The organism is Streptomyces sp. NPDC088732 (assembly GCF_044751205.1).
Classification (GTDB): domain Bacteria; phylum Actinomycetota; class Actinomycetes; order Streptomycetales; family Streptomycetaceae; genus Actinacidiphila.
Genome location: NZ_JBIVLI010000003.1, coordinates 412534 through 435748, shown reverse-complemented (window position 1 = coordinate 435748; position 23215 = coordinate 412534). Strand labels below are relative to the sequence as shown.

The following is a 23215-nucleotide window of genomic DNA, read 5'->3' as shown; positions in this document are numbered from 1 at the left end:
CCTCGGTCGCCGGTTGGTGTGGGTGGGGTTGGGGGATCAGGGGCGATCCCACGTGACGGGCAGGTACTCCGGGCCGCGCAGTGCCACGCCGGACTTCCACACGACGGACTCCTCCCGGTCCGCGAACCGCAGACCGGGCAGCCGCTCCAGCAGGGAGCCGAGGGCCACCTGGAGCTCCATGCGGGCCAGTTGGGCGCCGAGGCAGTGGTGCGGTCCGTGCCCGAAGCCGACGTGCGTGGCCTCCTCGCGCCGCAGGTCGAGCCGGTCCGGATCGGAGTACACCGACGCGTCGCGGTTGGCGGACACGGCGGCGACCACGACCGCATCCCCGGCCCGCACCGTGCCGCAGCTCAACTCGACGTCCTCCGTGGCATAGCGCGGCATCCCGGCGCCGTTGCCCAGCGGGACGAAGCGCATCAGCTCCTCGACCGCCTGCGGTACCAGGCCGGGATCGGCGCGCAGCGCCTCCAGTTGCCGGGGGTGGGTGAGGAGGGTGTAGACGAAGTTGGGGATCTGAGTGGCCGTCGTCTCGTGGCCCGCGACGAGCAGCGCGATGGCCAGGACCACCAGTTCCTGCTCCGAGAGCCGCTCCTCCTCGTCCCGGGCGGCGACGAGCGAGCTGAGCAGGTCGTCCCCGGGCGCGGAGCCGTCCCGCCGCCGGGCGATCAGGCCGGCCATGTACTCCGTGAGCCGACGGGTGCGCTCCTCGACCTGCTCGGGGGTGAACTTCGTGGTGGACAGCAGGGCGTCCGACCACTCGCGGAATGCGGCGCGGTCCTCGTACGGCACACCCAGTAGCTCGCAGATGACGGTGACCGGCAGCGGCAGCGCGAAGTCCTCCACGAGGTCGGCCGGGGCGCCCTTGGCGACCATCGCGTCGAGCAGGCCGGCGGCGATCTGCTCGGTGCGGGGCCGCAGCCGCTCGACGTGGCGTGCGGTGAACGCCTTCGCCACGACCCGGCGCACCCTGGTGTGCTCGGGCGGGTCGAGTTCCAGGATGTTGCCTGGCAGGCCCCGGCCGGGCCGCATTCGGGGTTCGTCGCGGCGGGCGGCCTCCGTCCGGCTGAACCGAGGGTCACTCAGGACCGTCTTGACGTCCTCGTACCGGGTGACGAGCCAGGCGGGCTCGCCGTACGGGAAGCGGACCCGGCACATCGGCTCGTTGTCGCGCAGCTCGGCGAACACCGGGTCCACGGTCAGCCGGTCGGCCGCGGTGAAGGGGTAGGTCCTCGGTTCGGTGACGGCCATGGCAACTCCTGCGCTCAGGGGGTGGAGGATGCGGACGCTGCGGGAGCCCTCACGGCGGCAGCGCGGGGCCGAGCAGATGGCAGAGGTCGTCCGCGAGCAGGTCCAGCGGGTCGGCGGTGCCCACCGGCAGACCGCCCGCGATCCATGTGGTCAGGAACGAACCCGTCTGGAGCGCGGCCATCAGCGCCCGCTGCCGGGCCTCCTCGCGGGACACGCCCCGCCACCGCGCGGTGTCGTGGGTCAGCAGGTCCACGTACCGTTCGTGCGCGGCCACGTAGCGTTCGCGGACGCTCTGGTCGTCACCGGCCGCCGCCGGTGTGGCGGCGAAGAGCACCCGGATCGTGGGCGCCAGCGCGCGCCAGTCCGCCGCCGCGCGGTCCAGCCACGCGCGGACGGTGGCGCGCGTCCACTCGGGGACGGCGGCGAGATCCGCGTACAGGCTGTCGGCGACCGCGTACACCCGGTCGGACAGCGCCGCGATGATCGCCGCCTTGCCGCCGAAGTGCGCGTACACCGTGGCCCTGGTGACACCGCTCGCCGCCGCGATGTCCTCCATCGTGGCGTGCACGAACGACGTCGTGGTGAAGACGGTGACCGCCCCGTCCAGCACCCGGTTGCGGGTCAGGTCCCGCTGCTGCTCGCGCAGGCTCACCCGCGGACCGCGACCGGCCGGACGCGGTGCGTCCAGGGCGGTCGCGGAACGGTCGGCGGCCTGCTTGCGACGCTCCATGGGACCAGCGTACAAAATGCAGCAAATCTTGACATATTGTGCAGCGCCGATCGGGGAGCGGGGACGGGAGCCCCGTCGGCCCGCTCCGGCCGGGTCACTCCCCGGGGTCGATGGCGGGCCGCCGCAGCTGCACCTCGGCCCCGGACTGCTTGAACGACTCCGCGGACACCGGAACGAGGACCGCGTCGCGGTGGAAGTCCCGCAGGTTCGTCGACCCGCAGCTGATCATCGTCGCGGTGAGCTTCGCGCGGGTCCGCTCCACGTTGTCGTACAGGCTCCCCGCGTACGGCACGTAGCCGTCGACGCCCTCCTCGAAGACCATCTCGCCGCGCTGACCGTAGCGCGCCGCGTTCTGCGCCCGCCGCGAGCCCTCACCCCAGTACTCCTTGTACCACTGGCCGCCGATCTGGAGCTTCCGCGACGGGCTCTCGTCGAGCCGGGCGAAGTATCGGCCGAGCATGATGAAGTCCGCCCCCATGGCCAGGGCCATCGCCATGTGCGAGTCGTTGAGCAGGCCGCCGTCGCAGCACAGCGGCACGTACACCCCGGTCTCCTGCGCGTAGCGGTCCCGGGCCTCGACCACGTCGAGCAGCGCGGAGGCCTGCCCGCGGCCGATGCCCTTCTGTGCCCGGGTGGTGCAGATGGCCCCGCCCCCGATCCCGACCTTCACGAACGCCGCGCCCGCATCGGCCAGATAGCGGAAGGCCCGGCCGTCGACGACATTCCCCGCGCCGACGAAGACGTCGTCGCCGTAGGCCTCCCGGGCGAATTCGAGAGTCCGCGCCTGGTACACGGAATAGCCGTCGGAGGAGTCCAGGCACAGGACATCCGCACCGGCCTCCACCAGAGCGGGAATCCGGTCCTTGAAGTCACGGGAGTTGAGACCGGCGCCCACCCGCAGGCGCTTGCCGCCGTCGACGGTGGCACGGTGATACGTCTTGTGCGCCTGGTAGTCCCTCTTGAGGACCAGGGAGACGGCCCGGTCGTCCTCGAGTACCGGCAGCACGTCCACGTGGTGATGCCAGATCAGCTCGTTCGCCTCCGACAGCGACACCGAGGCCGGCGCCGTGACCAGGTGGTCACGGCCGCGCATCCGGTCGCGGGCGGTGCCGGAGGCGCCGTGCCGCTCCAGGTGGAAGTCGTCGAGGCTGATGACCCCGAGGAACGCGCCGTCCGGTTCACCGCTCCGCGTGACCACGGCAACGCCCTGTTCGGTGCCGGCCAGGAGCCGCGCGACCTCACCGAGCGGTGTCTCCGGGGCGACGGTGACGTCGCCGGTCCGGAAGCCGGCCTTGTGCCGCTTGACCGTCAGCACGTCGGCGGCCTGGTCCTCGATCCGCTGGTTCTGGTGGATGAACGACAGCCCGCCGGCCTGCGCCAGCGCCACCGCCAGCGTCGGTGACGAGACCGCCTGCATGATGGCGCTCACCATGGGGGTGGCGAGGCGGATCCCCGCCTCCTCGCCGACCCGGTGACGCACCAGGGGCGCCCCGAGATCGACATTGTCCGGCGTGCAGTCTTCCGTGGTCAGGCCCGGAATCAGGAGGAACTCGCTCAGGGTGCGCGAGATCTCGGGGAGGATTCTCATGTCGTCTCCAAGGGAGAGCCCCCGGCGACCGCGTGCGGACCGGCGGGGCTCGTGCGGGCAGTGCGGATCGATGCCGGCCGGTGGCGCACTGTCGGAAGAACGCGCTCCGGAGATCCTGAGAGCGGGCACACCCGGCGCAGCGGTGCTCGCACGCGCGGCCGAATCGGCGGCGAGGGCACGGCAGATCGCATCCGCACGGTGCTGCACAGGCGCTGACTTCCATCACGCCATACGGCACGGTACCGCACGCCCCGTCAGTCCTTGACCGCTGCGGGCCGCTGCGGCCCCGCGACGGCGGCCGGGTCTTCGGTGCGAGGCCGGCGTCTGTCCGACAGAGGCGCGAGAAGACCGATCACCCGGCCGTCAGAGCGGCGTCAACAGACGCGGAGGAACCGCCGGGACCCCCTACCGTGGCGCTGTTCGGCGAGACGGAGGATGCCTGATGCGCGGATTCGCGGGCGCGACGCTGGTGGCCGTTCTGGCTGCCCTGACGCTCCTGGGCCTTGGCTTGTGCCTGGTGGTGATACCCGGCCGCACGACACGCTTTCTCAACGAGGCGTTCGTCGTCGTCCCGGTGGTGGACGGCAGGCACCACCGGCTGAAGCGAGCGGGCGCGCTCGTCATCGGATCCCTCATGGTCCTGTGGGGCTTCCGCTTCGCTCACAATGTGCTGCTGAGCAGTGGAATCCTGTGGAGCCACGTGAGCACGAGCACCTGAACAACCTCACCGGGCACTGCGCCGGCGGCTCAGGCGTCGAGCCCTGTGCCGCGGCGGGGCGCGGTCATGTCGCCCGTCGCGGGGGTGCCGTCCGCGAGCCCGTAGCGGAGGTGGACGGTGCCCTTCGGGCTGGTCGCCGGGGGGTCCAGGAGGGTGAGGTTGGTGGGGACCGCGCCGCCGTCGAAGACCTTCTTGCCGACGCCGAGCACGATCGGGTGCACCCAGAGGTCGAGACGGTCGAAGAGCCGCTCGCGCAGGAGGGTCTGCACCAGGTTCAGGCTGCCGACGACCTTCACGTTCCGGTGCCGGTCGCGGACCGCGTGCACCGCGGTGGCGAGATCGGGGCCGAGGTGCGTGGACCCGGCCCACGAGAGGTCGGGCCTGCCGCGGGAGGCGACGTACTTCGGGACGCCGTTGAACAGCGTGGCGATGTCGCCGTCCTCGCCGCCCTTCTGGTGCGGCCAGTAGGCGGCGAAGATGTCGTACGTCCGGCGGCCGAGCAGGAGGGCGTCCGTGCCCTCGTAGGCGGCGGCGATCTGCGCCCCGGCGACCTCGTCCATCAAGGGCGCCTGCCAGCCGCCGAACGGGAACCCCACCGGGTCCTCGTCGGGGCCGCCGGGTGCCTGCCCGACGAGGTCGAGGGTCGCGAACAGCTCGATGTGGATGAGGCCCATGGGGTGCTCCTGGTCCGTCGGTTGTCCCGTTCGGCAGGTAGACCCATGGGCGACGCAGGACTCATCGCCGCCGCGGCGCCCTGTTCCGCCAGCCGTCGTGACGGACCGTCAGCCCTGGGTCGCGTTTTCCCGCCGTTCACACGCGCGCGGGCCCCGACATCAGCCCGTGACGCCCCGGCCACGCCGCCCGTAACAGCCCCCCTCGAAGATCGGCGTGCACACCGGCAGATCGAGAGAGGGCGACTCATGACGCAGGGGCAGCCAACAGGACTCGACCGCAGGGGATTTCTGCGCGCCGTCGGCATCACCGGCGGTGCGGGCGCGATGTTTGCCACGATGGGCGCGATGGGGCTGGCGCCCACCGCCGAGGCGGCGGGCCGCGACAGCGACTTCCGGGCGCCGAGCGCCGCCGACTTCCACCTCACCGGACGGGCCGCGGGCAAGGTCGTCGTCCTGGGCGGGGGCATCGCCGGCCTGACGACGGCGTACGAACTGGGCAAGGCAGGCTACGACTGCACGATCCTCGAGCCGCGCGACCGGCCCGGCGGCCGCAACTACACGGTCCGCGGCGGGGACTCCCACACCGACCTCGACGGCCGCACGCAGAAGGCCCGGTTCTCCGAGGGGCAGTACCTCAACGCCGGACCGGCGCGGCTGGCCCAGTGGATGGTCACCCTCGACTACTGCCGCGAACTCGGCGTGCCCATCGAGGTCTTCACCAATGCCAATGCCGACGCGTACATCTACCACGAGTCGGCGGGCATGCGGCCCGGCAACCCGATGCGCTACCGCACGGCCAAGGCCGACACCTACGGGTACGTCAGCGAACTGCTCGCCAAGGCGACCGATCAGGGCGCGCTCGACAAGGAGCTGACCGCCGACGACAAGGAGCGGCTGCTGTCCTTCCTGGAGGGCTTCGGCGAGATCGGCGGCCGGAACGAGGCCTGGACGTACACAGGGGGCGCCAACCGCGGCTACACCACCTGGCCCGGTGCCGCCGGCACTCCCGGGACGCTGCTCGGGGGTCTGCCCAGTGCCTCGGAGGTCTTCGCCTCCGGCGTGGGTCGGCACTTCGCCTTCGAGTTCGAGTTCGACCAGGCGATGCTGATGTTCCAGCCGGTCGGCGGCATGGACCGGATACCGAAGGCCTTCGCCCGGGCCATCGGATCCCACCGGTTCCGGTACGGGTGCCAGGCGACCTCGCTCGTCCAGTCGGCGCGGGGGGTGACCGTCGGCTACACCGACCCGCACGGCCGGCAGCGGCAGTTGGAGGCCGATTACTGCGTCGCGGCCATGCCGCCGCACCTGCTCGCCAAGCTGACGCACAACCTCGGCCCCGACGTGCAGACCGCGCTCACCACGATCCGGCCCTCGTCGGCCGGCAAGATCGGGCTGGAGTACCGCAGCCGCTGGTGGGAGACCGACCACCGGATCTACGGCGGCATCACCGAGACCGACCTCGACCTCTCCCACATCTGGTACCCGTCCTACGGCCACCACGGCGAACGCGGCGTCGTCGTCGGCTACTACAACACCGGGGCCAACGCCGACGCCTACGCGGCCCTCACCCCCGCCGAGCGCGAGGCCCGCGCCGTCCTCCAGGGCGTGAAGATCCACGGCGAGAAGTACCGGACCGAACTGGCCCACTCCTTCTCCATCGCCTGGAAGCGCGTACGCCATCTCGAGGGTGCCTGGCACAGCATCCCCGGCGGCCCCGACGCCGCCGTGTACAAGCCGCTCAACGAGCCGGCCGGGCGGGTGCTCTTCGCCGGGGACTGGCTGTCCTACATGGACGCCTGGCAGCACGGGGCGATCCTGTCGGCCCGCAAGGCCGTCACGGCTCTGCACAGCCGGGCCCTCAAGGCCTGACGGGCCGACGGACGGTGGCCGCGGTGCGGGCGGCGTGCCCGCCGCCCCCCGCGGCCCGCCGGCTCATCCTGCCGCGTCGGGCGTGCGCACCGCGAGGAAGGCCACGTCGTCGTCGTTGTCCGCGGGACGCACCTGCTCCAGGAGCGTGTCGCTGAAGGAGTCCAGGGCGCGGCGGGCGAGGGAGGCGGCGTGTTTGCTGAGCAGGTCGAGGCCGTGGTCGAGCGAGTGGCTGGGGGACTCGATCAGTCCGTCGGTGTAGAGCATCAGCGTCGACCGGGGCGGCAGGCTGACGACGGCGTCACGGCGCGGCTTGGTGCTGCCGGTGCCGAGCAGGATGCCGTGCGCGTCGGTGAGGTAGCGGGCCCGGCCGTCGTGGGTGATGAGCAGGGGCGGCGGGTGGCCCGCGTTCGTCCACTGCAGTTGCCACAGTCCGTCGTCGCAGGTCAGCCGGGCGAGCAGCATCGTGGCCATGGGGACCTCCGCGATGTGCATGACGGCCCGGTCGAGCTGGGTGACGACGGTGCTGGGGCTCTCCGGCTGCGACCAGGCGAAGGCGCGCAGCATGTTGCGGAGCTGCGCCATGCCGCCGGCCGCCTCCAGGTCGTGCCCGACGACATCGCCGATGGCCAGGGCCGTCGCCCCGTCGGCGAGCGGGAAGGCGTCGTACCAGTCCCCGCCGACCTGCGAGGCGTCCGGGGCGGGCACATACCGCGCCTTCATCTCCAGGCCCGGGACGATCGGCATCTGCGGCAGCAGATGGCGCTGCATCGTCTCGGCGACCTTGCGCTGCCGCTGGTACAGGCGCGCGTTGTCCAGGGCCAGTCCGGCCCGGCGGGTCAGGTCCTCCAGCAGCGGGAGGTCCGCCGCGGTGAAGGCGTCCGGGCGCTGCGAGCGCCCCAGCGTCAGCGCGCCGAGCACGTCCCGGAGCCCGCGGACGGGCGCGATGGCCGCCGAGTGCATGCCGGTCGCGGCGAACAGCCGGTGCTGCTCGACCGCGATGCCCGAGTCGGGCGGCCCCTGGTAGGTCGAGGGGCCGGCCAGGGCGGACGCGGCGCCGCGCAGCGCGCGCGACAACGGCATCGGGGATTCCTGCGGCAGGGGCGGCATGGGGCCCTGGAGGTCCGTGCGCTCGATCAGGACGCCGTTGTCGTGGTGCACGACCAGGGCCCGCCGAACCTCGTCGCCCTCGGTCAGCAGGTCCACGACCGCCCAGTCCGCGAGCCGGGGCACGGTCAGGGCCGCCAGCCGCCGCAGGGCCTCGTCCACGTCGAGGGTCGAGGTGAGCCCGGTCGTGGTCTCCGCCAGCAGCGCGAGGCGGTCGAGTTCGGACAGCGGCGGGGGCGCGGTGCCGGCGCCGCGCGTCGCCCCTTCGCCCTGCCGCACCTCGTGCAGCAGGACCAGCGCCCCCGTCGTCCCCGGTGCCAGCGTGTAGGGCGTGATGAGCCAGGACAGCCCGAGCAGCGTGCCGTCACCGCAGGCGAACCAGCCGAGGTCGCCCTGCGTGGTGGTCTCGGTGAGGAGCGCGTCGCGCATCGGGCAGCGGGAGCGGGGCAGGGGGTGCCCGTGGCTGTCGCGGTGCAGCAGGTCGTGGGCGTCCTGCCCGGCGAGTTCGCCGGCGGACTTCCGGAACAGCTGCCGGGCCCCGGCGTTGGCCGCGACGATCCGTCCCTCGTTGTCGACGACGAGGGACGATGCCCGGACGCTCTCCAGGTCGAGGGCCGGGGCCGGGGGACCGTCCGGCGTACGGGGTCCGGGCGCGGGCGGGAAATCAGCCGGTGACGCGGCGGCTTCCATACCCTCCTCGATCCGGTCGGAGACCTGGGGTGAATCTGCCCCACCAGCATCACACGCGTCCGCGCGGCGGATCCACCGCGAACGACGGTTTCCCGCCCCATGAACGGATCGGGGACTCCGCCGCCCGGACCGACTCCGCTCGGCGCGGCCCCCGTTCGCCCGCCCGCCGGGGGCCGCCGGGGTCACGGCCCTGCCGTGCCCACTAGGCTCCGGGGATGCCGATCCCCAGCCCCGCACGGATCCGTGCCCTGCACGAGAAGCACGCGCCCACCGCCGAGGCCTTCGACCTCGTGTTCACGCACTGCGAGATCGTGTGGCGCATCGCCGAGCAGCTGCTGACCGCCTCGGGCCGGGACGACGTCGACGCGGAACTGGTGCGCGCGGGATGCCTGCTCCACGACATCGGCGTCTACCGGCTCTTCGACGACGCCGGCCGCCTCGACCACGGCGGGTACGTGCGCCACGGCCTTCTCGGCCATGACCTCCTCGCGGCCGAGGGCCTTCCCGAAGTGCTGTGCCGGTTCTGCTCCTGCCACACGGGGGTGGGCCTCACCGCGGCCGACGTGCTGGCACAGGGGCTGCCCCTGCCCCCGGCGGACTACGTACCGGTGACCCGCGAGGAGCGGCTGGTGATGTACGCGGACAAGTTCCACAGCAAGTCGACGCCGCCGCGCTTCCTCTCCTTCCCCGCGTACACCGAACGGCTCCGCCGGTACGGCGAGGAGAAGGTCGCCGGGTTCCACGCCCTGCGGGCCGAGTTCGGCGAACCCGAACTCGTCCCGCTCGCGGCGGCCCACGGGCACGCGTTGACGGAGCGGAGCTGATGCTCCCTCAGTTCTGGACGGTGGGGCGTACGACGATCTCGTTGACGTCGACCCCGTCCGGCTGGGCGATCGCGTAACCGACGGCCTCCGCGACGGCGGACGCGGGGAGGCCGATCATGTCCGTGGCGGCCCGGGCCGCGCCCTGCACCTCGGGATCGCCACCGGCGAGGGTGAGTTCGGAACGGGTGAAGCCCGGGCTGACGACCGTGACGCGGATGTCGGAGTTCTCCTGCCGGAGCCCCTCCGACAGGGCCCGCACCGCGTACTTGGTCGCGCAGTACACGGCGGCGGTCGCGTCGACGCGGAGCGCCGCGGTCGAGGCGACGGTGACGATGTGCCCCGACCGGGCCTCGCGCATGGAGGGCAGGACGGCGGCGATGCCGTGCAGCACACCGCGCAGGTTCACGTCGATCATCCGGTCCCACTCGTCGACCCGCAGGGACGCCATGGGGGAGAGGGCCATCACGCCCGCGTTGTTCACGAGGACGTCCACGCGTCCGTGACGGGCGAGCGCGCCGGTGACGAAGGCGTTGACGCTGCCCGCGTCGGTGACGTCCAGTTCCGCGTACTCGGCGCTGTGGCCTGCGGCGGTCAGCTCGGCGACCAGCCCGGCCAGGCGGTCCACGCGCCGGGCACCGAGGACGACGTGGTGGCCGGCGGCGGCCAGATGGCGGGCGGTGGCCTCGCCGATGCCGCTGGACGCGCCGGTCACCAGGACGGTCTTGCGGCGGGGGGAAGGGGTGGGGTGCTGCACGACGATCTCCGAACGAATGGAAGGAACGGGAGGAACGGGAGGAACGAGGGGAACGAGAGGATGCGAGAGACAAGAACCGGAAGGGGACCGGGGACGGCCTGCCGGGGTCGCGCCGGCCGAGCGGCCGGCGATCAGGCCGTGTCCGCCATGCGGGCCACCTGCCGGTCGACGGTCCGCCGGCCGATGGTGGCGTGGACGGGGGAGCCGCCCGTCTCCGTGGTGATCCCGCGGGCGGCGGCCATCGCCTGTTCGGGGGTGTCCCGGGCCACGATGTCGACGACGGTGCCGTCCTGGTTGCCGGCGACGAAGTCGGCGGCCGTGCGGCCGGGCGCCGGGGCGAGGGTCGTGATCTCCCGTGCGTGGTCCAAGGCGGAGGTCCTCTCCGGGAAGGGGGCGGGCGCGGCGGCCCGGACAACGCCGCCGCCCCGACAGCCTCGACCCGCCGGAGCGACGCGGGAAGGCCGTGCCGGGCCCGGTGCGGGGTACCTGGGTGCGGCACACCCAGGACCACCGCGGCCTGCACCGGACGCCGCCGCCCCGGCAGGCTGGGACCTCGCGAGCACCCCTGCCGCGCCGTTCCGCCGAGGAGAGCCATGAACCCGTACGCCCCGGCCCGTCCACCGGCCGGTGACCGGGACGGCAGTAGCATGAGCCGTATGCCCGATCCGTCCGACAACGACCTGGGCGCCTTTCTGCGGGCCGCGCGGTCCCGTCTGGAGCCGTCCGACGTGGGCCTGCCGGCCGGCGGGGGACGCCGCCGGGTCGCCGGACTGCGCCGGGAGGAGGTCGCCGTCCTGACGGGAGTGAGCGCGGACTACTACACGCGTCTGGAACAGGGCCGTGAACGCCGCCCCTCCGCCCAGGTGATCGAGGCCCTCGGGCGTGCCCTGCGGCTGAACGTCGACGCGCGCGGCCACCTCTTCCTTCTCGCCGGGCTCGTTCCCGGCCATCCCGCCGACCGCACCCGGCACCACGTCCACCCCGACCTGCTGCGCCTGCTCGACTCCTTCCCCTCGGCCGCCGCCTACGTGCTGGGCCCCGCCTTCGACGTCCTGGCCGCGAACACGCTCGCCCGCGCGCTCCTGGCGCCCTTCGGGGCGGAGACCAACATGCCCAGGATCCTGTTCACCCACCCCGCGGCCCGTACGGTGTTCGTGGAATGGCCGCTGGTCACCAGTGCCACGGTGCACGCGTTGCGCCTCAACGCCGCCCGCTTCCCGCACGACGCCGACATCGGCGACCTCGTCTCGGAACTCCTCGTCCGCTCCGAGGAGTTCGCGGCACTGTGGAACGACCAGATGGCCGCCGGCCTCACCCGCGCCTACAAGGTCTTCGTCCATCCCGACGCGGGCCGCGTGGAACTCACCTACCAGACCTTCGACGTCCGTGACGCCCCGGGCCAGCAACTCCTGGTGGGCAGCCCCGAACCCGGCAGCCGCAGCGCGCAGGCCCTCACGTACCTCGCCTCCATGACCGGCGCCGACTGACCGGTGCCACAGCCACGTCGGACGACCGGTTCCCGGCGGCGCCCCGCACCCTGCTCGTCGCACGTCGCCGACTACCCTTTGCGGCGTGGCGATGTTCGTGCACCTGACGTCGGCGGCGTACGCGCCCCGCATCCGGCGGTCCGGGATACGCGCGGGACGCGGACCGGGCGGCGCACGCGGGGTGTACTGCTTCCCGGTCCTGACCTCCTACACCCTCACCCATCAATGGCTGCGGGAACTGGCCCGGTCCGGCACCAGGGGAGGACTGGTGGCCGTGCACATCCGCCTGGCCGACGACGAGCCGGTACGGGCCGGCCACTACGCGGACCGGGCGCGGGGCGTCGAGGCCGCCGTCAGTGCGGCCGAGGCGGTGCGCGGGATCGCCGCGCTGCCCGACCCGCGGGGGTGGGAGGTGTTCGTCCCCCGGGCGATCCGCCCGCACGAAGTGCACCGCACGCGCACCGCACCCCAGGTGACGGGCTGGCGCTACTGGCCGGACGCGCACGGGACGCGGCCCTGCACCTGCGCCGGTTGCCGGGTGCGGGGCGAATACGGGTCGCGGCGCCTGCGCGAGCGGATGCCGCACCCGCTGGACGGTCCCCCGCCGCCGGTCCCGGTCCTGCTGGCCAGGATCGCGGCGGCGGGTGACCCCGGTGACCCCGTCGTCCTGCGGGAGGCGCTGCACTGGTTCGGGATGCGCCGGCGCGGGCCCCTCGGGCACCTGGGCCCGCTGGCCGTCCACCCGGACCCGGGCGTTCGGGAGGACCTGGTGTGGGCGGTCGCCGGGTGGGCCACCCCCGGGGTCGCCGCGTTGCTGGACGCCCTCGCGGACGACCCGCATCCGGACGTCCGGGAGGCCGTGGAGGCGGTCCGCGGCGACGCCTGAGCCCCGGAGTGTCCCCGGCGGCGTGCCGTGCGGGGACCGGCGGAGGGGGCTTCCCGGGTCCGGTGGCGTGGGGCATCGTTCGGTGCCTTACTGGATCCCATGCGTGTCACCTGTCCCTTGTTCCTCGTCCGCCGCACGTACGGACCGTGCGGGCGGCAGGGCGCGGCCACGGCCCCCACCGCGGGCCGGCTCCTGCGCGGCATGCTGCGGGGAGCGGCCGCGGGGGCCGCCGGGTGCACGGCCCTGGACACGGTCGGCTACCTGGACATGGTCGTGCGGGGGCGCGGCGCCAGCACCACCCCGGACGTGACGGCCGAACGGCTGTCGCAGGCCGTGCACGTGCCGGTACCGGGCTCGCCCGGTGTCCGCGCGAACCGCGTCGCCGGACTGGGTCCGCTCACCGGCATCGCCGCGGGCGTGGGCATGGGCGCGACGCTGGGACTGCTCACCGCGGCCGGCTGGCGGCCGGGCAACGCCACCCTTACCGCGACGGCGGGTGCCCTGGCCCTGATCGGCACCAACGGGCCGATGACCGTCCTGCGCGTGACGGATCCCCGTACCTGGTCCGCGTCGGACTGGGCCGCCGACCTCGTCCCGCACGTGGCGTACGCGGTGGTCGCGGCGGCCGTCCTCAAGGGCCTCGCCCCCGCCGCCCGTTCCGGGGACGTCGCGGTGCGCGGGACGGGGTCGTGGTGCGAGGCCGTACGCCTGCGGTTCACGCCTTGAGGATGTTCACCGACCGGGCCACCACCAGGGCCAGGGTCAGCAGCGAGACCATGGCCTGGAAGGTCATCAGCAGTTTGGCCCAACGGGACATCGGCATCGTGTCGGTGGGGCTGAAGGCGGTCGCGTCGGTGAACGACACGTACAGGTAGTCGGCGAACGCCGGTTCCCACTCCTGGTGGACCGGGTCCGGGCTCTGCATCTGCGGGAAGAGGAAGTCCGGGGTGTCCCGCGTCCCCGCGGCGCGGGCGACCGGTCCGCCGCGGTCCCACTCCCAGTACCACAGGGCGAAGACGATGATGTTGGTGACCCAGATGGACGCCGCGCCCAGCAACAGCGCCTGCGCGTCGCTCTGCTCGGTCCCGCGCACCAGGTGCTGGATCAGCCGGACCGCCGACCAGCCGTTGGCCACGCTGACCGCCGCGGCCAGCGCCAGCCCCCCGGCACGCAGGAGCGGACCCATCCGGCGGGCACGGGAGGGGGTGGCGGGCAGCAGCGCGACCAGCAGCAGGAGCTCCAGCCCCGGCAGGAGCCACCGCGGATGAATGGCCAGGCGGTCCGGCAGCACCAACTGCAGGACGATGGCGACCAGTACCGCCACCGACACCGCCCCCCGCCCCTCCACCCGCGTGCGGCGGCGCCAGGCCGGCTCCGCCGCGGCCCCCTCCGGGGAGGTGGTGAGCAGTTCCTCGATCCGCGCCAGCCGGTTGTGCACGGCCCTCAACTCATCGTTCACGGGGTCAGTGTGGCGCCCGGGGCGGCGAATCGCCGCAGCGGACACCGGCGGCGGCCGGGATGACGGTCCGTCAGCGCGCCTGCCGGGCCCGCTCCAGGTAGCCGACCAGGGCGGCCATCCGCTCCGCGGGCCAGGGCAGTCCCCGGCTGAGGTCGTCGCCGTGGTCCTGCCACATCCGCCGCGCGGCGTCCTCGGTCTGCCGGTCGCCGCTGTGGAACGCGGACCCGAGCGCGTCCCACTCCCGCACGAGTTCCCGCACCCCGGGGTCGTCCACCGCGGTGCCGGCGTCGACGTGCGCGAGGAGTTCCCCGACGAGGCCGGCCCACCGCGTCCGCGCCGTCTCGACGGCCGCCGGTCCGAGCTCGGCCCGGCGCCGGGCCAGTTGGTCCTGCTGCTCCTGGGTGAAGTAGCTGTCCAGCACAGAGATCATCTCCAAGGTCGTCATGAACTGGTCCGGATCGGGCGCCGCCTCCCCGTCGAACTGCCGCAGGAGCCCGCGGACCTGCTGGGCGATCCGCCCGATCCGCTCGCCCTGCCGCTGGAGCTCCTCCAGCTGGGCGCCCAGGACCGCGCGCATCGCCGGGAGGTCGTCGGGGGCGCCGTCCACCACGTCGCCGATCTCCTCCAGGGACAGCCCCAGGGTGCGCAGCGCCCGTACGCGGTACAGGCGGTGCAGGTCGCGCCCGGTATAGCGGCGGTGCCCCGAGCCGGTGCGCTCGCTCGCGCACACGAGGCCGATCTCGTCGTAGTGGTACAGCGTCCGTACGGTGACGCCGCTGGCCCTGGCCAGCTCGCCGATGGTCCACCGGGGTCCGGTGGTGTCGTTCCCGATCACGTCCGCAACGCTACGACCTCCCGTCACGGGAGGATCAAGCCCGCGGGGCCCTCCCGGAAGGAGGGCCCCGCGGTACGGCCCCGGTGTCAGTCGCGGGACAGCTGCCCGTCGGTCAGCCGCCACAGGCCCAGGGGGTTGCCGGCGGACAGCGCCTCGGGCAGCAGCGCGTCGGGGAAGCCCTGGTAGGTGACGGGCCGCAGGAAGCGGTCGATCGCGCTCATGCCGACCGAGGTGAAGCGGCTGTCGGTCGTGGCCGGGAACGGGCCGCCGTGGACGGTGGCGTGCCCGACCTCCTGCGGGTGGGCGAAGGCGTTCACGACGATCCGGCCGGTGCGCCGCTCCAGGACCGGCAGCAGGCGCGCGGCGGCAGCGTGGTCGGGCTCGTCGAGGTGCATCGCCGCCGAGAGCTGGCCGCGCAGGCTCCGGGCCACCTCCATCAGCTGGTCCATGCCGGTCAGCCGGACCACGATCGCGGTCGGCCCGAAGACCTCGCCGGACAGCGCGGGTTCGGCGAGGAAGCGGTCGCCGTCGACCTCCAGGAGCAGGGCACGGCCCTCACCCGGTCCCTGCGGCCCGGGGCCCTCCACCAGCGTGGCGGCCCCCGCGTCGCGCAGCCGCCGGACGCCCCGCTCGTAGGCGTCGTGGATGCCCGGGGTCAGCATGGTGCGCGCGTGCATGGCGCCCACGCGGGCGGCGGCGGCGTCGCGCAGGGCGGTGTAGCCGGGGCCGTCGATCGCGAGCAGGAGGGCCGGCTTCAGGCATGCCTGGCCGACGTTGACGAGCATGCGCTCCGCGAAGCCGTCGCCGATCTCCGCGCCGCGGGCGGCGAGGGCCGCGGGCAGGACGAAGGTCGGGTTGACGCTGGTCATCTCGGCGAAGACCGGGATCGGTTCGGGGCGCGCCTGGGCCCGCCGGTAGAGCGCCATGCCGCCGGCCTCGGAGCCGGTGAAGGTGACCGCCTTGATCAGCGGGTGGTCCACCAGGGCCTCGCCGATCCCGTTGCCCGCGCCGCGGACCATGGAGAAGACGCCTTCGTGCAGCCCGCTGTCGGCGACGGCGCTGCGGATGGCGCGCGCCTGCAGCTCCGAGGAGCCCGGGTGCGCGTTGTGGGCCTTGAGGATCACCGGGGCGCCCGCCGCCAGCGCGGAGGCGGTGTCACCGCCGGCGACGGAGTACGAGACGGGGAAGTTGCTCGCGCCGAAGACGGCGACCGGGCCGATCGCGATCTTCTGCATGCGGTGGTCCGCGCGGGGCCGCGGCTGCCGTCCGGGCTGCGCCGGGTCGATGGTGGCGTGCCGGAAGCGGCCCTCCCGCACTACCTCCGCGAACTGCCGGAACTGGCCGGCGGACTTGGTCACTTCCGCCGAGAGCTGGGCGGCGGGCAGGCCGGTCTCCAGTGCCGTCCGTTCGGCCAGTTCGCCGTTGACGGCGTCCAGCCGGTCGGCGATCAGCTCGAGGAAGGCGGCGCGCTCGTCCAGGCCGGTGCGGTGGTAGCTGTCGAAGGCCTCGTCGGCGAGGCGCGCGGCACGGTCCACCTCGGCCGCGCCGCCGAGCGCGAAGGGGGGCTCGATCTCGTGGCCGGTCGCGGGGTTCAGCGCCCGCATCGTGGCGCCGGCCGCCGGTACGGACACCGAGCCGATCAGCATGTCTCCGGTCAGTGCGATGTCAGCCATGGCGGTGGGCTCCGTCCTGGAGGGCCAGGACCAGGTCCTGGGTGCGGGTGATGGCGTGGGCGTACGTGGGTCCGTTCAGCTCGTGGGCGGCGTGCATCATCTCCGGCAGGAAGGCCGCCGTGGCGTCGCGGACGAGGGTGACGTGGTAGCCGAGCTCCATGGCGTAGCGGCCCGTGGACTCGATGCAGGTGTTGGCGAGCAGGCCGATCACGATGACGTGGGTGATGCCGCGCTGCCGGAGCCGGAAGTCCAGATCGGTGTTGGCGAAACCGCTCTGCGCCCAGTGCTCCTGGACGACCACGTCGCCTTCGGCGGGCCGGAAGTCCGGGTGGAACTCCCCGCCCCAGGTGCCCAGGGCGAAGGTGCGGCGCTCCTGGACGATGCGCTGGGTCGGGTTGGGGTGTTCCCAGCCCTCGTAGTCGCCCTCCTGCCAGCGGCGGTGCGGGACGAAGAAGACCGGCAGGTTCGCGCGGCGGCCGGCGGCGACGACGGCGCGCAGGTTGTCCAGCAGGCCGACGTCGGCGGCCACGGGTTCGAGGAGGGGCCAGACCTTGCCGCCGTCGGAGAGGAAGTCGTTGTAGGGGTCGACCAGGAGGACGGCGGTGCGGGTGGGGTCGTACGGGATGGTCATCGGTGTGACTCCAAAAATGTGGAGGATGCATATCATCCTGTCATCCGCATTCAGGATTACTCGCGTCATCCAGATCGTCAAGGCGAGGGGTGTGCGCGACGGGAATCTGTATGATTGCCATCATCCAGAATGCATCCGGGGCGCCCGGCGGGCGAAGCGGGTCACGAGATCGAGGAGGCAGGACATGAATCCCGAAGAGCTGCGCAAGGCGCTGCCCGGCGCGTGGCGCCTGGTGTCGTACCGGGCCACCGCGGTCGAGGGCGGTGACGTCGTCGAGCCCTTCGGGCCGCGACCCCAGGGGCTGATCGTCTACACCCCCGACGGCCGCATGTCGGCCCAGATCATGCGTCCCGGCCGTCCCGTCTTCCGCGAGGGGCGCCTGGAGAAGGGCCTGCCCGAGGAGCTGGTGGCCGCGGCCGTCGGCTACCTGGCCTACGGGGGGACCTACGAGGTGCCCGAGGACGATCTCGTGGTCCACCACGTGGAGCTGAGCCTGTTTCCCAACTGGGTGGGTGTCCCCCAGGTGAGGGCGGTCGGCTGGGAGGGGCCGAGGCTCCGCCTGGCGCTGCGCGAGCCCGCCCTCATCTGGGGCGCGCTGCGTGACGGCGTCCTCGTCTGGGAGCGCCTGCCGGCCGTCGGCGCCGCGCCCGCGTGAACGCGGCGACCCAAGGTGTATGATGCCCGTCATCCACACTTGACCGGTGCAGCCTGACCGACATCGGGGAGGTCTTCAGATGGGTCACTCCCAGGCAGCCAAGGCGGAATCCCGTGAGCGGGTCCTGCGGATCGCCGCCCGCCGTATCCGCGAGGAAGGCATGACCGCCCCGGGTGTCGCGGACCTGATGAAAGAGGCGGGCCTCACCCACGGCGGGTTCTACAAGCACTTCGCGTCCCGCGACGAACTGATGGTCCAGGCCGCGACCCTGGCCCTCGAGGACGGCGAGGCCAAGATGGCCGATGCCGCCCGCCGCGACCCCGAGGAGCCGCGTACGGGCCTGATCGACGCCTACCTCAGCACGCGCCACCGCGACGCCCCCGGAACGGGCTGCGCCCTGGTGACGCTCGGCGCGGCGGCCGGCCGCGGTGTCGTCGAGATGAAAGAGGCGTACGAGAAGCAGGTGCTCGGCTACCTGGAGCTCATCGGCGAGGCCGCACAGGGCGACGACCCCGAGGAGACGCGGGCCGACGCCATGCTCACCCTGAGCGCCATGGTCGGCGCGATCCTGATGGCGCGGGCGGTCGCCGACCCGCAGTTGTCCGACGAACTGCTGAAGACGGTCGCCGAGCGGCTGAAGCACCCGGCCGCGGCGGTCTGACCGCCGCGACCGCGCACAGGATCCGATCCGCCGGCGCGGCGGCGCTCAGGCCCCGGCGGCCTCGCCCTCGTCGTCCTGCCGCCGGCTCCTGATCAGGTTCGCCGCCCGTTCCGCGACGGCCAGCACGGTCGCATTGGTGTTGGCCGACACGATGGACGGCATGATGGAGGCGTCGGCGACCCGCAGGCCGTCGACGCCGCGGACCCGCAACCGCGGGTCGACCACGGCGCCGTCGTCGGAGCCCATGCGGCAGGTGCCCACGGGGTGGTAGTAGCTGCCGACGCCGTGCTGCACGTACGCCCGCCGCCCGGCCACGTCGCGCACGTCGCCGCCGGGCAGCACCTCCTCCGCGCGCCAGGCGTCCAGGGTGTGCTGCCGCCCGACCTCCCGCGCGAGCTCGATGCCCTCGGCCAGCCGGTCGACGTCCGACCGCTCGGTCAGGAAACCGAGGTCGACGACGGGGGCGTCGTGGGGGCCGGGACCCGAGAGCCGCACCGATCCGCGGCTGTGGGGCGCCATGAGGCCCACGACGAAGCTGAAACCGCCGTCCACGGCGGTCAGCGGGGGCGGCGCGTACGACATGGTGAAGAAGAGGATCTGCAGATCGGGCACGGTCCCCGAGCGGTCGCTGCACAGCGTGGCGGCCGCGTCGAACGCGGGGCCGGTGGGGGCGGGCAAGGGCCGTGCCGCACGGAAGTTGACGACGCAGATGGGGTGGTCGTGCAGGTCGGCCCCGACGCCGGGGGAGTCCACCGCGACGTCGACGCCCGCCCGCCGCAGGTCGTCGGCCGGTCCGATGCCGGACAGCATGAGCAGGTGGGGGGAGCCGACAGCCCCCGCGGCGAGCACCACCTCACCGGCCGTCGCCCGCTCGGTGCGGCCCTCGCGTTCGTACGCGACACCGGTGCAGCGTCCGCGGTCGAGCAGGAGGCGCCGGACGAGCGTGTCGGCGTGCACGGTCAGGTTGGGCCGGTCCAGCACCGGCCGCAGATAGCCGTCGGCGGCGCTCTGCCGTACGCCGTCCACGACATTGAGGTCCAGCCATCCGCCGCCCAGGTGATGCCGGCCGTTGATGTCGGTCGTGAGCCGGTGGCCCGCGGCCTGCAGGGCGCCGAGGCAGGCGGCGGAGACCGGGTGCGCGACGGGTGCCGGGGCCACGCGCATGGGGCCGCGGGTGCCGCGGTACTCGGGGTCGCGGCCCTCGGTGCTTTCGCTGCGCCGCAGGTACGGCAGCAGGCTCCGGTAGTTCCAGCCGGTGGCGCCCGCCGCCTCCCAGGCGTCGTAGCCTGCCGGGTGCCCGCGCAGATGGATCATTCCGTTGATGCTGCTCGACCCGCCGAGCGTCCGCCCGAGGGGGTAGGGGACCACGGTCCGCCGGCCGTCGTGCTCCGCGATGGTGGTGGAGCGTCCCCAGTCCATGTCGCCGCCGATGAGGCCCGTCCACCGCGAGGGTTCCGCGACGGCGTCGGAACCGCGGGCAGGCCCCGCCTCCAGGAGCAGCACCTGCGCGTGGGGGTCCTCGGACAAACGGGCCGCCAGGACGCATCCGGCGGTTCCCCCGCCGACGACGATGTGGTCGTATTCCGTCATCGCAGACCTCCCACGTCACCGTATATGCGCCGTAACAGGGACGAAAGCCCACTCATCGCTCGTGTGTGTCCGTCCGCCAGGTTTTCATCGCCCTGGGTGCCCTTGACGCGGCATGCGGTTGTGCCGCGCGGCCGCGCGTAGCATGAGAAAAGCGGGCAGAACGGCCGCGGCACCGAGCGGCGGGGGCGGCCGGTGAGGAGCAGGGGTGACAGTCCAGGACAGGGTCCGGCTCCAGAACAGGGACCAGTGCGCCCGCCTGATGGTGGCGGGCCTGCCGGCCGACAGCCGTCTGATGCCCCTCGAGCAACTGCCCGCCAGGACGGCCGAGTACGCGGCCGCCGCGGGTCTCGCCCACGTGGCGGTCTTTCTCGCCGATCTCCAGCGCCATGTGCTCCGCAACCTCGGCGACGCCGACTGGACCTGCGCCGGGGTCCGCACCCACAGCGCCGAACTGCGGATCGCGGGCACCGTCGCCGGACGCGCCTACCAGTACGGCCGGCTCCTGCCCGCCGCCTCCCCGTGCCCCGGCGGATTCCGGTGGTGGGTGCCGCTGCTCGGCGGCACGGAGCGGCTGGGCGTGCTGCGCGCCACCACGTACACCGACGACGCCCGGACCCGCGAGGACCTGCGGATGCTCGCCGACGCGGTCGGGCTCATCGTCGTCGCCAAACGCGACTCCAGCGACGCTCACGCCCGCAGGGTGCGCACGGACACGATGAACGTGGCGGCCGAGATGCAGTGGCGCCTGCTGCCCCCGCGCTCGTACGCCGACGGCCGGGTCGTCATCGCCGCGGCGCTGGAGCCGGCCTACCGGGTGGGCGGGGACGCCTTCGACTATGCCCTCGACGGCCCCCTCGTCCATCTGTCGATCTTCGACGCGATGGGGCACGACACCGCGGCGGGCGTGACGGCGGGACTCGCGATGGCCGCCGGCCGCAACGCCCGCCGCCGGCAGGCGGATCCGGCCGGGACGGCCGAGGAGATCGAGAAGGCGCTCGTGGAGCAGTTCGGCGGCGCGCGCTACGCCACCGGCGTCGTGGCGCGGCTGGACACCCGCACCGGGGTCCCGGAGTGGGTCAACCGCGGCCACCATCCGCCGGTGCTCATCAGGGGCCGCCGCTGGGTCCGGGAGCTCGCGTGCGCTCCCGGTGATCCCATGGGCACGGGTCTGGGTGTGGCGCCCGAGGTGTGCCGGGCCCAACTGGAGCCGGGCGACCGGATCGTGCTGTACACCGACGGCATCACGGAGACCCGATCGGTCACGGGCGACGAACTCGGGCCGGCCGGACTCGTGGACTTCCTCATCCGGAGCCACGCCGACCGTCTCTCCGTTCCCGAGACGCTCTGCCGCTTCATGCACGCGGTCGTGGACCGCCACGACGGCGAACTGCGCGACGACGCCGCGGTGTTGTTCTGCGAATGGCTCGGCTCGTCCCCGGACCGGCAGGACCGCGCCGCCGCCGAGGCCGGCATGCCGGTCCCCGGTGGCACACGGGCCGCGCGGTCCCTGCCGTCCATGGACCGCTGACGCGCCCCGTACGGTGCGGCCGCCGGGCAGGGGTACTTCCGGCGGACCATGCTGGAAGGAGAGGCAACGCGACAACACGGAACACGGAAGACTTGCCGAGGAGGACGTCCATGTCGGAGGCGCGAGTGAACCACCCGGGACTCATCGTCCCGGTCGGGCACGTGGAGCCGGTCCCGCGGCGCATCCGGGGCACGGTCGACGGCCGGACGGTGCTCGACACCAGAAACGCGCTGTACGTGTGGGAGTGGCCCGGCTATCCGCAGTACAGCATCCCCCTGCGGGACGTCGCCGAGGGTGCCCTCACCGACGAGGGCCGCACCGGAAAGCTCAGCCCGGGGCCCGCGCGGCGGCACGCGCTCCACGCCGGGTCACAGGTCCGCGAAGCCGCCGCCTGGGTGTGGGAGGAGGGCGCCCCCGAGCGGCTGCTCGGCACGGCCCGCTTCCGGTGGGACGCGATCGACGCCTGGTACGAGGAGGACGAGCAGGTCTTCGTGCACCCGCGCAGCCCCTACACCCGCGTCGACGCCCTGCGGTCCTCCAGCGGCGTCCGCGTGGAGGTGGACGGCGTGGTCCTGGCGGACGCGCCGCACGCGGTGCTCCTGTTCGAGACGGGCCTGCCCACCCGCTACTACGTGGAACGGCCCTACGTCGACTGGACCGTGCTCGAGCCCGCGGACACGGTGACGGCCTGCCCGTACAAGGGGACGACCACCGGGTACTGGTCGTTCACCTCGCGGACCGCCACGCACGCCGACATCGCCTGGTCCTACGACTTCCCCACCCCGCAGGTGGCGTCGATCGCCGGCATGGTCGCCTTCTACAACGAGCAGGTCGACCTCTCGGTCGACGGCGCCCCCGTGCCGCGGCCCGTTCCCGTCTCGCGCGACGCCTGGCAGCGGGCGCACGAGCGCTGACCGGCCGCGCGCCTCACAAGGTGCGGAGCACCGCGACGACCTTGCCGAGTACCGTCGCGTTCTCGCCCGCGATCGGCGCGTACGCCGGATTCTCCGGGAGCAGCCACACGTGGCCGCCCTCCTGCTTGAGGCGCTTCACGGTCGCCTCGCCGTCGAGCATGGCGGCGACGATGTCGCCGTTCTCCGCCGTCGGCTGCCGCCGCACCGTCACCCAGTCGCCGTCGCAGATCGCGGCGCCGATCATGGAGTCGCCGGCCACCTCCAGCGCGAACAGCTCGCCCTCGCCGACCACTTCCCGCGGCAGGGCGAACACGTCCTCGACGACCTCCTCCGCCAGGATCGGCGCGCCCGCCGCGATCCGCCCGACCACCGGCACGTAGGCGGGCTCGGGCAGCTCCGCGGTCTCCGCCGCGGCGCGCCCCTCCGGCGACGCGGACCGCACCCGGTACGCCCGCGGGCGGTGCGGGTCCTGCTCCAGCACGCCCTTGCGCTGCAGCGCGCCGACCTGGTGGGCGACGGACGAGGTGCTGGCGAGCCCCACGGCCTGGCCGATCTCCCGCATCGACGGCGGGTAGCCGCGCTGGGCCACCGACTGCAGAACGGCCTCGACGATGCGGGCCTGGCGGGTGGTCAGGCCGTCCGGGCGCACTCTGTCGCCGGGCGGGCGGCCAGGTCCCGCTCCGCTGGTCGCGTCCAT

General features: G+C 73.4%; 23 protein-coding genes. 10 read left to right on the top strand and 13 right to left on the bottom strand.

The features are described 5' to 3' along the window. Positions 1-36 precede the first annotated feature (36 nt). The 3 genes from ACIP9H_RS07425 to ACIP9H_RS07415 form a co-directional block, all read right to left on the bottom strand. A complete protein-coding gene (locus tag ACIP9H_RS07425) occupies positions 37-1248 on the bottom strand; it encodes a cytochrome P450 (RefSeq protein WP_401958035.1) in 1212 nt (403 codons plus the stop codon). Positions 1249-1297: 49 nt separating this feature from the next. Further along, the gene (locus ACIP9H_RS07420; RefSeq protein WP_401582179.1) at positions 1298-1978 is read right to left on the bottom strand and encodes a TetR/AcrR family transcriptional regulator; all 681 of its coding nucleotides are present in this window, start codon (positions 1976-1978) and stop codon (positions 1298-1300) included. Between the two features lie 94 nt (positions 1979-2072). Then, positions 2073-3566 (bottom strand): IMP dehydrogenase, encoded by a 1494-nt coding sequence (locus ACIP9H_RS07415; RefSeq protein ID WP_401958031.1) that lies wholly within the window; start codon positions 3564-3566, stop codon positions 2073-2075. Between the two features lie 442 nt (positions 3567-4008). On the opposite strand from ACIP9H_RS07415, the gene ACIP9H_RS07410 reads away from it, so the two are divergent. Then, positions 4009-4284: a hypothetical protein gene (locus ACIP9H_RS07410; protein WP_360903886.1), complete on the top strand. Its 276-nt coding sequence runs from the start codon at positions 4009-4011 to the stop codon at positions 4282-4284. 29 nt (positions 4285-4313) lie between these two features. On the opposite strand, the gene ACIP9H_RS07405 is transcribed toward ACIP9H_RS07410, so the two are convergent. Next, entirely contained in the window at positions 4314-4958 is a 645-nt protein-coding gene (locus ACIP9H_RS07405) for a dihydrofolate reductase family protein (RefSeq protein ID WP_401958028.1), read from the bottom strand. Positions 4959-5204: 246 nt separating this feature from the next. Here ACIP9H_RS07405 and ACIP9H_RS07400 point away from each other — a divergent pair, with 246 nt between their 5' ends. After that, the gene (locus ACIP9H_RS07400) at positions 5205-6827 is read left to right on the top strand and encodes a flavin monoamine oxidase family protein (RefSeq protein ID WP_401958025.1); all 1623 of its coding nucleotides are present in this window, start codon (positions 5205-5207) and stop codon (positions 6825-6827) included. Positions 6828-6890: 63 nt separating this feature from the next. On the opposite strand, the gene ACIP9H_RS07395 is transcribed toward ACIP9H_RS07400, so the two are convergent. Then, positions 6891-8621: a SpoIIE family protein phosphatase gene (locus tag ACIP9H_RS07395; RefSeq protein ID WP_401958022.1), complete on the bottom strand. Its 1731-nt coding sequence runs from the start codon at positions 8619-8621 to the stop codon at positions 6891-6893. 215 nt (positions 8622-8836) lie between these two features. On the opposite strand from ACIP9H_RS07395, the gene ACIP9H_RS07390 reads away from it, so the two are divergent. Beyond that, on the top strand, positions 8837-9445 hold the full coding sequence (locus ACIP9H_RS07390) for an HD domain-containing protein (RefSeq protein WP_401958019.1): 609 nt from the start codon (positions 8837-8839) through the stop codon (positions 9443-9445). Between the two features lie 7 nt (positions 9446-9452). Here the strand turns inward: ACIP9H_RS07390 and ACIP9H_RS07385 are convergent, their stop codons facing one another. Both ACIP9H_RS07385 and ACIP9H_RS07380 read right to left on the bottom strand, forming a co-directional pair. Next, on the bottom strand, positions 9453-10199 hold the full coding sequence (locus ACIP9H_RS07385) for an SDR family oxidoreductase (RefSeq protein ID WP_401958016.1): 747 nt from the start codon (positions 10197-10199) through the stop codon (positions 9453-9455). 131 nt (positions 10200-10330) lie between these two features. Continuing rightward, positions 10331-10567 (bottom strand): hypothetical protein, encoded by a 237-nt coding sequence (locus tag ACIP9H_RS07380; protein ID WP_401958013.1) that lies wholly within the window; start codon positions 10565-10567, stop codon positions 10331-10333. A gap of 288 nt (positions 10568-10855) precedes the next feature. On the opposite strand from ACIP9H_RS07380, the gene ACIP9H_RS07375 reads away from it, so the two are divergent. From ACIP9H_RS07375 to ACIP9H_RS07365, 3 genes are all read left to right on the top strand, one after another. After that, positions 10856-11686 carry a helix-turn-helix transcriptional regulator gene (locus ACIP9H_RS07375; RefSeq protein ID WP_401582158.1) on the top strand — a complete coding sequence of 277 codons (831 nt, stop codon included), beginning with the start codon at positions 10856-10858 and terminating at the stop codon, positions 11684-11686. 91 nt (positions 11687-11777) lie between these two features. Further along, entirely contained in the window at positions 11778-12572 is a 795-nt protein-coding gene (locus tag ACIP9H_RS07370; protein WP_401582398.1) for a HEAT repeat domain-containing protein, read from the top strand. Positions 12573-12671: 99 nt separating this feature from the next. Further along, positions 12672-13298, top strand: a complete 627-nt coding sequence (locus tag ACIP9H_RS07365) for a hypothetical protein (protein ID WP_401582155.1) — start codon at positions 12672-12674, stop codon at positions 13296-13298. Here the strand turns inward: ACIP9H_RS07365 and ACIP9H_RS07360 are convergent. From ACIP9H_RS07360 to ACIP9H_RS07345, 4 genes are all read right to left on the bottom strand, one after another. Further along, positions 13288-14031, bottom strand: a complete 744-nt coding sequence (locus tag ACIP9H_RS07360; RefSeq protein ID WP_401582153.1) for a hypothetical protein — start codon at positions 14029-14031, stop codon at positions 13288-13290. The genes ACIP9H_RS07365 and ACIP9H_RS07360 overlap by 11 nt on opposite strands. Positions 14032-14101: 70 nt before the next feature. Continuing rightward, positions 14102-14866 (bottom strand): MerR family transcriptional regulator, encoded by a 765-nt coding sequence (locus ACIP9H_RS07355; protein ID WP_401582151.1) that lies wholly within the window; start codon positions 14864-14866, stop codon positions 14102-14104. Positions 14867-14952: 86 nt separating this feature from the next. Beyond that, the gene (locus ACIP9H_RS07350) at positions 14953-16539 is read right to left on the bottom strand and encodes an aldehyde dehydrogenase (NADP(+)) (RefSeq protein ID WP_401582148.1); all 1587 of its coding nucleotides are present in this window, start codon (positions 16537-16539) and stop codon (positions 14953-14955) included. Further along, positions 16532-17170, bottom strand: a complete 639-nt coding sequence (locus ACIP9H_RS07345) for an isochorismatase family cysteine hydrolase (protein ID WP_401582145.1) — start codon at positions 17168-17170, stop codon at positions 16532-16534. Before ACIP9H_RS07345 ends, ACIP9H_RS07350 begins: the two co-directional genes overlap by 8 nt. A 184-nt stretch (positions 17171-17354) precedes the next feature. On the opposite strand from ACIP9H_RS07345, the gene ACIP9H_RS07340 reads away from it, so the two are divergent. Together ACIP9H_RS07340 and ACIP9H_RS07335 are read left to right on the top strand one after the other, a co-directional pair. Next, a complete protein-coding gene (locus ACIP9H_RS07340; RefSeq protein WP_401582143.1) occupies positions 17355-17825 on the top strand; it encodes a lipocalin-like domain-containing protein in 471 nt (156 codons plus the stop codon). 79 nt (positions 17826-17904) lie between these two features. Then, a complete protein-coding gene (locus ACIP9H_RS07335) occupies positions 17905-18486 on the top strand; it encodes a TetR/AcrR family transcriptional regulator (protein WP_360903933.1) in 582 nt (193 codons plus the stop codon). A gap of 45 nt (positions 18487-18531) precedes the next feature. Here the strand turns inward: ACIP9H_RS07335 and ACIP9H_RS07330 are convergent, their stop codons facing one another. After that, positions 18532-20076 carry a GMC family oxidoreductase gene (locus ACIP9H_RS07330; RefSeq protein WP_401582141.1) on the bottom strand — a complete coding sequence of 515 codons (1545 nt, stop codon included), beginning with the start codon at positions 20074-20076 and terminating at the stop codon, positions 18532-18534. A gap of 259 nt (positions 20077-20335) precedes the next feature. Here ACIP9H_RS07330 and ACIP9H_RS07325 point away from each other — a divergent pair, with 259 nt between their 5' ends. Continuing rightward, on the top strand, positions 20336-21604 hold the full coding sequence (locus ACIP9H_RS07325; protein WP_401958169.1) for a PP2C family protein-serine/threonine phosphatase: 1269 nt from the start codon (positions 20336-20338) through the stop codon (positions 21602-21604). Positions 21605-21714: 110 nt separating this feature from the next. Then, positions 21715-22518: a DUF427 domain-containing protein gene (locus ACIP9H_RS07320; RefSeq protein WP_401958007.1), complete on the top strand. Its 804-nt coding sequence runs from the start codon at positions 21715-21717 to the stop codon at positions 22516-22518. A gap of 13 nt (positions 22519-22531) precedes the next feature. Here the strand turns inward: ACIP9H_RS07320 and lexA are convergent, their stop codons facing one another. Further along, a complete protein-coding gene (gene lexA, locus ACIP9H_RS07315; RefSeq protein WP_401582137.1) occupies positions 22532-23215 on the bottom strand; it encodes a transcriptional repressor LexA in 684 nt (227 codons plus the stop codon).